The organism is Janthinobacterium goodfellowi, from assembly GCF_051380695.1.
In the GTDB taxonomy this organism is placed as follows: Bacteria; Pseudomonadota; Gammaproteobacteria; order Burkholderiales; family Burkholderiaceae_D; genus Janthinobacterium.
Genome location: NZ_JBNYXN010000001.1, coordinates 1,212,862 through 1,225,532, shown reverse-complemented (window position 1 = coordinate 1,225,532; position 12,671 = coordinate 1,212,862). Strand labels below are relative to the sequence as shown.

Here is a 12,671-nt window from a genome sequence, read left to right as displayed (position 1 = left end):
AGCCTGCCGGATGGCGCTTCGCTTACCAGTCGCGCGCGCCGAGGATCTTCTCGCCCAGTTCGCTCAAGCGCGCCTGCGGGTAGCGCAGCTGTTCCTTGTCCTCGGGGTCGCCGGGAAACGCGTAGCCCTGCGGCGCGCTGCGTTCGCGCCAGCTTTGCACCCGCCAGTCGCGCAGACTTTGATTGTCTTGCTGGGCGGGCGTAAAGGAAATGTACTGCGCCAGGCGCACCTGGTCCGTCGACGTGTTCGGACGGATGCCGTGCGCCAGCAGGCTGTTGAAGATCAGCAGTTCTCCCTTCTTCATGGCGATGAATTCCATCGGGTACGGCACCGTCGCCAGGTCCGGCTGCCACGGGTTGCGGTCTTGCGGCACGGTCTTGCGCCACGCGAGCAAGTTGTTGAACAGTTCCGGATAGCACTGGAAACCGCCGCTCTCGGGCGAGGTGTCGGACAGGGCCAGCACGCCCTGCACGTTGACGGGCAGCGGGTCGAGCGTGGTGTCGGCATCCCAGTGGATGAAGCCGCCAAACTTGCGCTTGCCATGGTTCGGCGTGTTCAGGTTGGCGCGGTCGATGGTCACCCACAAATCCTGACGGTCCCAGATGTCGACGAAGGCGTCGTAGACGCGCTGGGTCTGGCGGTTGTCCCACAGGGTCTGGTTGTGATAGGCCTCGACCATGCCGGAGCCGTTGAGCTCTTTCATCGCGTGGTCGCGCAGCTGGTCCCGGTTCCAGGTGGCGGGATCATGCTGGTCGAGTCCCTGGAATTCCCACAGGAAATCTGTCGTGCGCCGCACCTGCTCGGGCGACACCGCATCCTTGACGATGACGTAGCCATAGGTTTGCCAGTGCAGAAAGTCGCTGTCGGACAGCACGCGCAGGGGCAGCTGTTTTTGGATGTCGCGCAACTGGGTCTGTTCCGTGTAGGCCACGGATGGGTTGCCGGGACGGTCTTCGCCGTATTGCGGGTTTACATACTGAACCTGGTTCTGCATCGCTGTCTCCTGTGTTGGTGTGAGACAGATTGTGCGATGGAAGAGCAGGAGGAACTGCGTACACAGCAACCAAAACTGATACTATCCTGACTATCCATTCCATCAAAACGTCACAATGACGCCTTTATTCGAACAAGTCACGATCCCGACGGGCCACTCCTGGGGCTTGCTGTGGCGCGAACTCGATGCCATTCCCTTTATCTGGCACTACCACCCGCAGTTCGAGCTGACCCTGACCGTCAATGCGCGGGGACAGCGCTACATCGGCGACCACCTGGGCAACTTCGAACCGGGCGACCTGGTGCTGCTGGGGCCGAACTTGCCGCACACGTGGTCGGCCAGCGAGCGTATCGACAGCGCACAGCCGATGCTGGCCGTCGTCGTATGGTTTTCGCTCGAGTGGCTGGAGCAACTGGCGGCCTGTTTTCCGGAATTGCACAGCTTGCGGCAACTGGCGGCCCGCGCCGGCCCTGCCCTGCATTTCTCAGCGGCCACGAGCGCGCGCTGCGCGGATAAACTGCTGCGGCTGAACGCCCTGCCCGTGCCGCAGCGCCTGCCGCTGCTGCTCGACGTGCTGCTGGAACTGGCGAGCGATACGGGCGCGCGGCCGCTGGCCTCGACGGCGCAGGCGCCGCTGCCCGATGGACAGCACAAGCGCATGGCCGGCGTGTTCGATTTCATGCACACACATTTCCGGGAAGAAATCGCACTGGAGAGCCTGGCGCAGCGGGCGGCCCTGTCGCTGGGCGCGTTTCACCGCTGTTTCAAGCGCCACGCGCATTGCACGCCGGGCGAGTACCTGGCGCGGCTGCGCATCGGCCGCGCCTGCCAACAGCTGATCGAGAGCAATCTCGCCATCGCCGTCATCGCGCAAGAGGCGGGCTACCGCAACCTCGCGCATTTCAACCGCCAGTTCCGCGCCGCCAAGCACGTCACGCCGCGCGCGTTTCGCCTGCAATACCGGCGCGGCGCCCACAGCGCGGCGTAAATCCGTCCGGAAACGAAAAAGGGGATCAGATTTTACAATCTGACCCCCGATATTCTGGTGCGGCTGGCAGGAATTGAACCCACGACCCCTTGGTTCGTAGCCAAGTACTCTATCCAGCTGAGCTACAGCCGCCTAAGACAAGATTATAGCAGGGCTTTGCAGAATGGCAAAGGGCGTGGCGGCGATATTTCACAATTGACGCCCTCCCCGGTTTTTCAGCGGCCGCCCCGCTCACTTGCATTCTTGATCACATTGATTTTCCGATTGCGGCGCAAAACCGACACGCTGATGACTGATTGGCCATTATTAATGCATCCAAGAAAAATAAATTGCAATTCATGGAAAACTTTGAGAATGTTTACTGGCAGTAATTCCAAAAAAAATACCAAGGGGATGTCATGAAAATAAACTTGCATAAATTGCCTCTGGCCGCCGCCTGCGCGGCCGCCCTCCTTCTTGCCGCCTGTGGCGGCGGCGGTAGCAGCAGTCCCGCCGACCCGGTTCCGCCCGTCGCGCCGCCGCCGGCAACGACGCTCAGCGGCACTGCCGCCGTCGGCGCGCCCATCTCGGGCAGCGTGGTGGCCATCGACAGCAAGGGCAAAGTGTCCACGGCGGTCAATACCGGCGCCGGCGGGGCATTTACGGTCGACGTGGCCGGCATGACGGCGCCGTTTTTCCTCAGCATCACCGGCTCGTCCGGCGGCAGGCAGGTGACGCTCAATTCCATCGCCACCGCGGCGGGGCAGACCGTCAACATCACGCCGCTGACCGATCTGATCGTCTCCACGGCGTCGGGCCAGCCCGGCGGCACGGCCCTGGCCGCCGTCTGCGCGCCCGTCGCCAATACGGTATCGGCCGCCTGCACCTCGGCCCTGGCCAATGCCGCGACCCAGCAACGGCTCGATGCGGCCGTGGCCGCCGTCGTCGCCATGATCAAACCGATTAATACCGGCAATACCAATCCGCTGACGGGCGCCTTTGTTGCCAACGGCACGGGCATGGACGCCGTGCTGGACCAGATCCTCGTCGCGCCCGCGGAAGCGCAGGGCGCCATGGCCACCGTTACCCTGATTGCCACCAACAGCGCGCTGGGCAGCGTGACCCTGCCGGCCGCCGCCGGCGGCGCGCCGACGATACCGGCAGCGACGCCGCCATCGGACGCCGACCTGACCAAGGCGACGGCCGCGGCCACTGTCTTGCCGGAAATCCGCGCCTGCATGGCCTCGCTCAGCGCCCTGTATCCGAAGACGGGCTTCGTCGTGCCGTCGGCGGCGGCCGTGTCGCCGTTCATCGACAGCTCCTTCAACATGGGCGCGGCGGTGGGCAAGGCTGAAATCCTGGCCGCCCTGACCAGCGCGGACCAGGCCGCCCACGCGGGCCTGACCATCGAAGCGCTGGGTTTAGCGGGCGTGGACATGCAGCCTTTGAGCTCGGGCGAGATTGCCACGCTGACGTCCGCGAGCAGCACCTCGACGACGCGCGTCGCCGACTTCATCGGCAATCGCCTCAGTGCCGGGGCGACGGCCATCGCCTTCACCTCCGGCAAGCCCAGCAGTGCATGGGTGCAGTTGCGCATCGGAACAGATGCGGGCATGCTCAACTGGAAGCTGGTCAAGACGGGCGACACCAGCGGCTGCGTCGGCGGCTGGAAACTGGCCGGCAGCGGCCACCTGGACATGCACATGAATGCGCGCATCCAGCGCAGCGTCGATACGGCGGGCACGGCCAGCTTTGCGCGCGAATGGGCTGCCCACGTCGAGCTCGACACCGTGCTGCAGGAAAATCCGGCCGTCAACAAGATCGACGTGCGGGGACCGGGCCTGACGACGTTCGGCGACTTCCAGATACCGGGCACGGCCGGCAGCAAACTGCAGCTGATCCTGCCGGCCACCGGCTACACCCACATGCGGGTGGCCGACAGCAATGGCGCCGCCAGCACTTTCTACAATAACGCGGAAGCCATCCAGAGCTGCCAGGACCTGGCCAGCCTGCCCGCCAATACGCCGGGCCTGGGCGCGGGTACGGCTTGCATCGACGAAACGAAAGTGGCGCCTGGAAAAATCTACGTGTGGACCCTGAAAACGCCGAATGGCGCCGTCAGCGCCTTCCCGTTCCAGATCAATGCCGTGCCCCTGTCGAAAGCGTTTGCCAAGGCCAACCAGGCCAGCCTGTTCGCCACGCTCACCAGCATCACGCCGGCGAAACTGTCGTCCATCCCGGCCGCCGCCCTGCTCGATGGGGCGGTGACCTTCAACTATACGCAGTCGGCCACCTACGGATCGAAAATGGATAATTGCGGCCTGTACTTGTTCAATGGCGCCACGCCGGTGCTGAACGCGGAGCAAAATGCGGTTGGACAGGAAACCTCGTGCACCTTCACGACCTCGGGGCTCAATGCGCTGGCGTCGAACGTGGCGGACCCGGCGCAATCTGGCGCTTCGCTGTTCAAGTTCACCGGTCCCGTGACCAGCGGCGGACTGTGGGTGACCACCATCGTCCTGGGCAACCAGGCGTCGTCGGGCCAGCCTTATCCGAATTGACGGGGCCCGGCCACTGCAGCGCGCCGCGATGAGGGCGGCGCGCTGCAGGCTTGCCTTTCGCTGGACGAAAAAAAACCCGGAAAGCGAACTTTCCGGGTTTTTTTCACTACTGCTGATACTGGTGCGGCTGGCAGGAATTGAACCCACGACCCCTTGGTTCGTAGCCAAGTACTCTATCCAGCTGAGCTACAGCCGCAAACTCTGACACACTTCGCCGAACGGCGCGAAGCTTGAAACTTTCATCAAAACGAAGCGAACTCCATTTTGGAAATACTGGTGCGGCTGGCAGGAATTGAACCCACGACCCCTTGGTTCGTAGCCAAGTACTCTATCCAGCTGAGCTACAGCCGCAAAACTTCTACAACATTCCACTAACAACATGGAGGTGAAACTTGTTACAACAAAACCAGGCAAAGTCTGATTTTCAGTATTCTGGTGCGGCTGGCAGGAATTGAACCCACGACCCCTTGGTTCGTAGCCAAGTACTCTATCCAGCTGAGCTACAGCCGCGCAGGCAAACATTATAGCGTATTCATTTCGCTTTGAAAAGTTCGATTTTTCAATCGCTTAGCTGATTTTGCAGAATACCGCCCCGCACGATCGACTACCTTTTCACTGCCAAAAAGCTCACGCCTTTTTATCGATGGGCACTTCTGCTTTCACAGTCGTGTCCAGCGAATCGAGAAGTTGCTGTCTCGAAAGAAGCGGGATTATAGGGACTGCTTTCCAGCCTGTCCAGTGCTATCTGCAGGCGGCGTGCAAGCGTGCGGTGGCGGCGCGCCGCTTGGGGCTACAATACCAGCCAGACAGGGGCGCTTGTGCCTCCCCTGATGCATGACGGCGGGTATTTACCATCATGACCTATTTAACTGAGCTTAGCGGCGGCGGCCCGGCGGGGCAAGAGCCCGTGCGGCAGACTCACTGTTGCAGGATTTCCGATGGCCAAGCATGACCGCGAGCAAGATCTGCTTCCTCCATCAGCGCCGCTGAGCCTCTCCGACGAGCGCCTGGCCAACTTGCTGGAAGGCATTACCGACGGCTTCTGCCTGCTCGACCGCGACTGGACCATCCGCTACCTCAATACGCGCGGCGCCGACATGCTGGCGCCGCAGCACGCGCCTGGCGCCAGCCTGGCGGGCAAGAACCTGTGGCAAGCCTGCCCCGACCTGCCGGGCACGGAACTGGAGACGCAGTACCGGCGCGCCATGGCGCAGCAGCTCAGCTGCAGTTTCGAACTGCCGCATCCGCCGCTGGGGCGCTGGCTGGAAGTGCGCATCTTCCCGTCCAGCGACGGCTTGACCACGTATATCCAGGACATCAGCCAGCGCAAGGCGGCCGAGGACAGCTTGCGCCAGAGCGAGGAAGACTTGCGCGCGCTGGCCAATTCCATCCCGCAACTGGCCTGGATCGCCAGCTTCGACGGCACCATTGCGTGGTACAACCAGCGCTGGCACGACTACACGGGCACCAGCGCCGAACAGATGGCGGGCAACGGCTGGAGCATCGCCTATGACGCGCAGCACCTGCCGTCCATACTGCACGCCTGGAAGGCCGCCTTGCGCGATGGCACGCCCTTCGAAATGGAATTCCCCATCCGGGGCGCCGACGGCCAGTACCGCTGGTTCCTGACGCGCGCCAATCCCGTGCGCGACCGGGGCGGCCAGCTGCTGCGCTGGTTTGGCACGAGCACCGATGTCGACCAGGTCAAGCGCGCGCAGGAAGCCTTGCGCGACGAGACGCGCGTGCTCGAGTTGCTCAACAATACGGGCGCGGCCCTGGCCGGCACCCTCGACCTGCCGGCCCTGCTGCAGGAAACCGTCGATGCGGCCACGCGCATCAGCGGCGCGCGCTTCGGCGCCTTTTATTACGACGATGCGGGCGAGGCCTACCCCGCGGCACGCGCCGTCAACAACATCAGCCTGCGCCAGGCCGACGCCATTGCCACGGAACTGCGCCAGGGAGCGGCCATGCGCCGGAACGACTTGCTGACCGCGCCCGACGCCAGCGCCGATGGCGCGCCGCCGCTGCGCAGCTGCCTGAGCCTGCCAGTCAGCTCGCGCTCGGGCCTGCTGCTGGGGCGCTTGCTGCTCGGTCATCCGCAGGCGGGCATGTTCAGCGCGCGCAGCGAACGCATCGTTTCGGCCATCGCGGCCCAGGCCGCCGTCGCGCTCGACAATACGCGCCTGTACGCGGCCGCCACGCGCGCCGCTGAAGAACGCAAGGTACTGCTCGACAGCGAACGCGAGGCGCGCGCCGAGGCCGAGCGCACGAACCAGCTGAAAGACGATTTTCTCGCCACCCTGTCGCACGAACTGCGCACGCCGCTGTCGGCCATCCTGGGCTGGGCCCAGGTGCTGCGGCGCGGCACGCGCGACCAGGCCGACCTGCACCGCGGCCTGCAAAGCATCGAACGCAATGCGCGCGCGCAGGCGCAACTGATCGAAGACTTGCTCGACATGAGCCGCATCACCTCCGACAAGGTACTGCTGGACCTGCAAACCATCGTGCCCGCCAGCATCATCGCCTCGGCCATCGAAACCCTGCGCCCGGCGGCCGACGCCAAGCACATCGCCATCCATTGCGACATCGCCAGCGATGCGGGCAGGATCACGGGCGACCCCAGCCGTATCCAGCAAGTGATCTGGAACCTGCTGTCGAATGCGTTGAAATTCACGCCGCAAGGGGGACGGGTCGAGATCGGCGTGCGCCGCGAGGCGACCCGCCTGGCCATCACGGTGAGCGACAACGGCGTCGGCATCAAGAAGGATTTCCTGCCCCACGTATTCGACCGCTTCCGCCAGGCCGACGCCTCCACCACGCGCCGGCATGGCGGCCTGGGCCTGGGCCTGGCCATCGTCAAGCACCTGGTGGAGCAGCATGGCGGCACGGTCACGGTCAGCAGCGCCGGCGACATGCAGGGCGCCAGCTTTACCGTGCGCCTGCCCCTGGGAACGCGGACCGCGCCGGCGCGCCTGGCGGACGGCGCCTCGTCCGCCAGCCCGGACTTGCGCGGCGTCACGGTGCTGCTGGTCGATGACGAGGCCGATGCGCGCGAACTGACGGCGCGCATCCTGCGCGACAACCACGCCGAAGTGCATGGCGCCGGCAGCGTGGCGCAAGCGCTGCAACTGCTGGACCAGGTGCGCCCGCACGTGCTGGTCAGCGATATCGGGATGCCCGACGCCGACGGTTTCGACTTGCTGGCGCACATCCGCGCGCACGCTTCCCCCGACGCGGCCCGGCTGCCCGCGCTGGCCCTGACGGCGTTCGCGCAACTGCAGGACCGCCAGCGGGCGCTGGCCAGCGGCTTCCAGGCCTGGATCTCGAAACCGCTCGACCCGGCCGAACTGGTCGCGGCCGTGGCGCAACTGGCCGCGCCGCGCGTGAGCGCCCTGCCCCCTGAACCGGGCGATACAACACCGTCTTAAAAAGATGATGCAAAGAAATACATAGTGCAATACAAAATGACTATTCCCATGGGTTGGCCTTCCTACCTTCAGACGCGGCACTGTCCTACAAGCAACTAAGCCGAAGTTTGCTACACTGAAATGCAGAAGCGCACCTGCACGGCAGGCTGGTGGCGGCGGTTTAGGCCGGCGAGAACGTCAAAAGCGAGCTCAAGCGCTGTTGTGCGCCCTATCTTGTTGCAAGGCGCTACTATCTTCCCACCGCCGTCAGCCCATCATCTGCGGTAGAAACCAGCGTTGCATAGACCGTATAACCGAGACCTTACATGCCCAGCCAAGATGAGATTTTGAAAGCCAAAATTTTGGTCGTCGACGATTCACCCGACAATGTTGACCTGATGCTGGAAATCCTGCGCGATGCCGGCTACACCAATGTCACGGCCACCATGCGTCCAGCCCAGGTCTGCCCCCTGCACCGGGAGCATTGCTACGACCTGATCTTGCTGGATCTGCAAATGCCGGAACTGAATGGCTTCCAGGTCATGAAAGGCTTGAAGGAAATCGAGCATGGCGGCTACCTGCCCGTGCTGGCCCTGACGGCACAACCGAGTTTCAAGATCGCCGCCCTGGAAGCCGGGGCGCGCGACTTCATCAGCAAACCGTTCGACCTGATGGAAGTGCACAAGCGCATCCACAACATGCTGGAAGTGCGCCTGTTGTACAAGGAACTGGCGCAATACAGCAAGCAGCAGCAGGAACTGGCGCTGCACGATCCGCTGACGGGCTTGCCGAACCGGCGCCTGCTGGAAGACCGCATCGAGCATACCCTGCAGCAATCGGCCCGCAGCCGCGGCAAGTCGGCCATCCTGTACCTGGACCTGGACGGCTTCAAGGCCATCAACGACAGCTACGGCCACGGCTATGGCGATGAAATCCTGAAAATGGTGGCGGCACGCCTGGTGGGCGCCTCGCGCAAGGAAGACACGGTGGCGCGCATCGGCGGCGACGAATTCGTCATCGTGCTGGGCAACCTGGCCGGCAAGGGCGACGCGCGCGAACCGGCCGCCAAGCTGATCGAAGTCATTTCCGAGCCGTATTTCATCAACGACCTGACCCTGCGCCTGTCGACCAGCATCGGCATCGCCATCTATCCGGACGATGCCAGCACCGTCGAATCCCTGCTGGGCGCGGCCGACACGGCCCTGTATGAGGCCAAGCGCGCGGGCAAGAACCGCTTTTGCTGCTCGCCCCACGAAGTGATGGCGTCGCAGGTCAACACGCAGAAAAACAGCATCCCCTCGATCGCCTGAGCCTACTTCCCGCGCGGAACATAAAAAAACCGGCAAGCCACGATGATGGCTTGCCGGTTTTTTATGGCCAGGATGCTTTATTTCTTGCCAGCCGTCACTTCATGCTGGCCCGCATGCTGGTGGTCCGTCTGTGCATCGACGGTTTCCGGCGGCACTTCGATGCGCGTGATGCCGGCATCGACGGAGATCGGGTCGCTGGCGGGGAAAGTCATTTCCACGGCGTCGTCCAGCAACTCTTCCTTGGCCCGCTCTTCGCCGCTCATGCCCTCCTCATCGGCCAGGATGGCCAGCGCGCTGGCCCATTTGACGAAATTGAGGTTGGACAATTCGCGTACGGTGGTCACGCCAAACGCTTGCTGCAAGGCCTTGGCATCCTTCGCGCTGACACCGCGCAAGGCGCTGATGGGGGCATTGACGATGTCGCGGAAGCTTTTGTCGAGGTATTCCTTGTCGACGATGGTTTCGATATTCATGGCATGTCCTTTCGTTTCGGTAATCGGGCCTGTGCTGCACCCTGCGCCGCGGGGCGGCTATGCTGCATGGAGAAAATGCACAACCCCACTATGGCAGCGTGCGGCGCTCCGGTATGTGCGCAGCCGTACGTAACGGCGGGAACGATGGCCCTTGGCGCCAACGACAATATTGCCTATGATATAAAAGTGATGGGAGGAGATTAAAATTGCCGAAAAGACAGAAATTTTCCATCCATGCGCCCCGCGATGAAATCATCATGTATGATCCACAACTTGAATTTGGTCCACCTTTCACCATTCACGGGGCGCTATGTCCGCACAAACAGATCCGAACAAGGAAGCGGCCCAGGCCGATGCGGAACGCGCCGCCGATCTCAGCGAATTGCTCGGTCATGTCAACACCAGCTGGGACAATGAACGGCGCGCCCTGTCGCGCCAGTTGCACGACAGCCTCGGCTCGTCGCTGACGGCGCTGACCATGCACCTGTCGCTGCTGACGCAAAAAATGCCGCAGGAAGCCGCCTTGCTCGACCGCGCAGCCACCATGAAGCAATTGCTGCTGAACGTGATCGAAACCAACCGGCAAATGCAGATGAAGCTGTGGAACGACAAGCTGGAGTTCCTGGGCGTGAATGTGGCGCTGGGCGAGCTGGCCGCGCAATTTGCCGAACAACACAAGATCACCGTGCGCTGCAGCCTGCCCGAAGATGAATTGATTTGCCCGCGCAACGTGGGCGTGGCCCTGCTGCGCACGCTGGAAGAAGCGCTCAGCAACATCGCCGCGCACGCGCAGGCAAGCGAAGTGGACATCATCATCGACGACAATGACGAAGCGCTGATGATGACAGTCAAGGACAACGGCAGCGGCCTGCCGGCCAGCGAATCCGTCGAAATGAGCAAGCACGGCCTGCGCTCCGTGCGCGAGCGCGTGCAATACCTCGGTGGCAGCCTGAGCCTGGCAGCCAATCCGCAAGGCGGCACGGCCCTGACCGCCGTCTTGCCGCGCATTAGCCCGAAAGCATAGTCCTTGCCAGGCCGCATCGGGCCGGAACACCACCGGGCGCCGTGATCCGCTGAACGATACAACGACAGGAGACCGCATGCAACGACTGATCCCCACCGTGCTGGCAGCGCTGCTGGCCATGGGCGCCGCCCAAGCCGCCGACAAGACCGTGCCGCCGCCGGAAACCGTGGACAAGCTGGCCTGGCTGGCCGGCTGCTGGAACGTCGATGGCGCCGAGCCCGGTTCCGGAGAGCAATGGAGCACGGCCGCCGGCGGCACCCTCCTCGGCACCAGCCGCACCGTCAAGGGCGGCAAGACGACGGCCTTCGAATTCGTGCAGATCCGCCTCACGGAACCGGGCCAGCTGGCCTACATCGTGCAGCCGTCAGGCCAGCCGCCCGTGACCTTCAACCTGCTGCGCCAGGACAAGCCGAATGAATTCATCTTCGCCAACTTGGACAATGACTTCCCGAGCCGCATCATCTACCGCCACGACAGCGAGCGCATCTTGCACGCCAGCATCACCGGCACCTTGAAGGGCAAGCTCACCACGATCGACTTCCCCATGACGCGGGGCCGCTGCGAAGCGGCGCCCGTCGCGCGCGGCAAATAAAAAGGGGCCTTGCGGCCCCTTTCTGCTCTGATACCAATCAGGTTAATGCAGCTTGACCTGCGGCGTGCTGCGCTTGATCAGGAAGCGGCCCATGGCCATGACGGCCGTGCGCACGCTGCCCAGCACGGCGTTGTGGTGCATCAGATGCAGGCTGACATACATCATGCGCGCCACAAAGCCCTCCACGAACCAGCTCAGGCCCTTCAGGGAACCCATCAGGGTGCCGACCGAAGTGGTGCGGCCAAACGAGACGAGCGAACCGTAGTCCAGATATTCGTACGGCTTGGTTTGCGGCGGCTTGCCCTTCGCTTGCAGCAAAAAGGTTTTCAGCAGGTAATCGGCTTGCTGGTGGGCAGCCTGGGCGCGCGGCGGCACCAGCTTGCCGTCGGGACCCGCGCAGGCGGCGCAGTCGCCCAGCGCAAAGATATTCGCATGGCCCTGCACATTGAGCATGCCCGTCACTTCCAGCTGGCCGGCGCGGTTGGTCGGCAAGCCCAGGGTAGCCAGGAACTCCGGCGCGCGGATGCCGGCGGCCCACACGCAGATGTCGGCCGCATAGCTGGTGCCGCTGGCCACCGTCACCTTGTCGGGGTCGATGGACGTCACGCGCGTATCGGTCACCACCGTGATGCCGTGCTGGTGCAACAGTTTCGAGGCGGCGATGGAGACGCGCTCGGGCAGCGGCGCGAGGATGCGCGGCGCCCCTTCCAGCAGGGTGATGCGCACATCCTTGATGGCGTTGAGATTCTGGAAACCATACGCGGCATACACGCCGCTCGCTTCGCGCAATTCGGCCGCCAGTTCGACGCCCGTGGCGCCGCCGCCGATGATGACGATATCGACGCCGGGATGGCCCGCGTCGCCCTGGCGCTGCTCGGCCATGGCCAGCAGCTTGAGCAGGGTCAAACGGAAACGTTCCGCGTCTTCCGTGGCATTGAGGGAAATCGTGTTTTCCTGGGCGCCGGGCACGCCGAAGTAATTCGAGGTGCTGCCCACGGCCAGCACCAGCTGGTCGTAGCTGACCTGGCGCTGCGGCAACAGTTGCTCGTCCTTGTCGGTGGCGATGGCGCCTACGGTGAGGCTGTTCGTCGCCGCGTCGAGCGCGGTCAGGGGGCCATAGACATAGGTAAAACCATTGTCATGCGCCAGCATCTGGTACGACAGGCCCTCTTGATGAATGTCCAGGGTGCCGGCTGCCACTTCATGCAGCGACGGCTTCCAGATATGGTACAGGCGGCTGTCGACCAGGGTCACCTGGCCGGGGCCGAGCTTGCGGCTGAGTTTGCAGGCCAGCTCCAGGCCGCCTGCACCTCCCCCTACGATTACGATTTTACTGTGCAAAG

The 12,671-nt window shown here is 63.5% G+C and carries 9 protein-coding genes and 4 tRNA genes; 6 read left to right on the top strand and 7 right to left on the bottom strand.

The window, feature by feature from the left end:
• Window positions 1–22: 22 nt before the first annotated feature.
• On the bottom strand, window positions 23–994 hold the full coding sequence (locus ACQ4WQ_RS05540; RefSeq protein WP_436495219.1) for a phytanoyl-CoA dioxygenase family protein: 972 nt from the start codon (window positions 992–994) through the stop codon (window positions 23–25).
• A gap of 115 nt (window positions 995–1,109) precedes the next feature.
• Here ACQ4WQ_RS05540 and ACQ4WQ_RS05535 point away from each other — a divergent pair, with 115 nt between their 5' ends.
• Window positions 1,110–1,982 carry a helix-turn-helix domain-containing protein gene (locus tag ACQ4WQ_RS05535; RefSeq protein WP_436495217.1) on the top strand — a complete coding sequence of 291 codons (873 nt, stop codon included), beginning with the start codon at window positions 1,110–1,112 and terminating at the stop codon, window positions 1,980–1,982.
• A 55-nt stretch (window positions 1,983–2,037) separates the two neighbouring features.
• Here the strand turns inward: ACQ4WQ_RS05535 and ACQ4WQ_RS05530 are convergent.
• A tRNA-Arg gene (locus ACQ4WQ_RS05530) sits at window positions 2,038–2,114 on the bottom strand.
• Between the two features lie 278 nt (window positions 2,115–2,392).
• Between ACQ4WQ_RS05530 and ACQ4WQ_RS05525 the strand changes: the two genes are divergently transcribed.
• Window positions 2,393–4,522, top strand: a complete 2,130-nt coding sequence (locus tag ACQ4WQ_RS05525; RefSeq protein WP_436495215.1) for a hypothetical protein — start codon at window positions 2,393–2,395, stop codon at window positions 4,520–4,522.
• A gap of 119 nt (window positions 4,523–4,641) precedes the next feature.
• Here the strand turns inward: ACQ4WQ_RS05525 and ACQ4WQ_RS05520 are convergent.
• The 3 genes from ACQ4WQ_RS05520 to ACQ4WQ_RS05510 form a co-directional block, all read right to left on the bottom strand.
• Window positions 4,642–4,718, bottom strand: a tRNA-Arg gene (locus tag ACQ4WQ_RS05520).
• A 78-nt stretch (window positions 4,719–4,796) separates the two neighbouring features.
• A tRNA-Arg gene (locus tag ACQ4WQ_RS05515) sits at window positions 4,797–4,873 on the bottom strand.
• An 82-nt stretch (window positions 4,874–4,955) separates the two neighbouring features.
• Window positions 4,956–5,032: transfer RNA gene (locus ACQ4WQ_RS05510), tRNA-Arg, on the bottom strand.
• Between the two features lie 428 nt (window positions 5,033–5,460).
• On the opposite strand from ACQ4WQ_RS05510, the gene ACQ4WQ_RS05505 reads away from it, so the two are divergent.
• Complete coding sequence (locus ACQ4WQ_RS05505) at window positions 5,461–7,950, top strand: ATP-binding protein (protein ID WP_436495213.1); 2,490 nt, start codon at window positions 5,461–5,463, stop codon at window positions 7,948–7,950.
• Between the two features lie 305 nt (window positions 7,951–8,255).
• Window positions 8,256–9,239: a GGDEF domain-containing response regulator gene (locus ACQ4WQ_RS05500; RefSeq protein WP_326455841.1), complete on the top strand. Its 984-nt coding sequence runs from the start codon at window positions 8,256–8,258 to the stop codon at window positions 9,237–9,239.
• A 77-nt stretch (window positions 9,240–9,316) separates the two neighbouring features.
• Here the strand turns inward: ACQ4WQ_RS05500 and ACQ4WQ_RS05495 are convergent, their stop codons facing one another.
• Complete coding sequence (locus ACQ4WQ_RS05495; protein WP_070219229.1) at window positions 9,317–9,712, bottom strand: hypothetical protein; 396 nt, start codon at window positions 9,710–9,712, stop codon at window positions 9,317–9,319.
• Window positions 9,713–10,022: 310 nt separating this feature from the next.
• On the opposite strand from ACQ4WQ_RS05495, the gene ACQ4WQ_RS05490 reads away from it, so the two are divergent.
• Both ACQ4WQ_RS05490 and ACQ4WQ_RS05485 read left to right on the top strand, forming a co-directional pair.
• On the top strand, window positions 10,023–10,736 hold the full coding sequence (locus ACQ4WQ_RS05490; RefSeq protein ID WP_326455840.1) for a sensor histidine kinase: 714 nt from the start codon (window positions 10,023–10,025) through the stop codon (window positions 10,734–10,736).
• Between the two features lie 76 nt (window positions 10,737–10,812).
• Window positions 10,813–11,328 carry a DUF6265 family protein gene (locus ACQ4WQ_RS05485; protein ID WP_436495210.1) on the top strand — a complete coding sequence of 172 codons (516 nt, stop codon included), beginning with the start codon at window positions 10,813–10,815 and terminating at the stop codon, window positions 11,326–11,328.
• Between the two features lie 42 nt (window positions 11,329–11,370).
• Here ACQ4WQ_RS05485 and ACQ4WQ_RS05480 read toward each other — a convergent pair whose 3' ends face one another.
• On the bottom strand, window positions 11,371–12,669 hold the full coding sequence (locus ACQ4WQ_RS05480) for an NAD(P)/FAD-dependent oxidoreductase (protein WP_436495208.1): 1,299 nt from the start codon (window positions 12,667–12,669) through the stop codon (window positions 11,371–11,373).
• Between the last annotated feature and the right edge of the window lie 2 nt (window positions 12,670–12,671).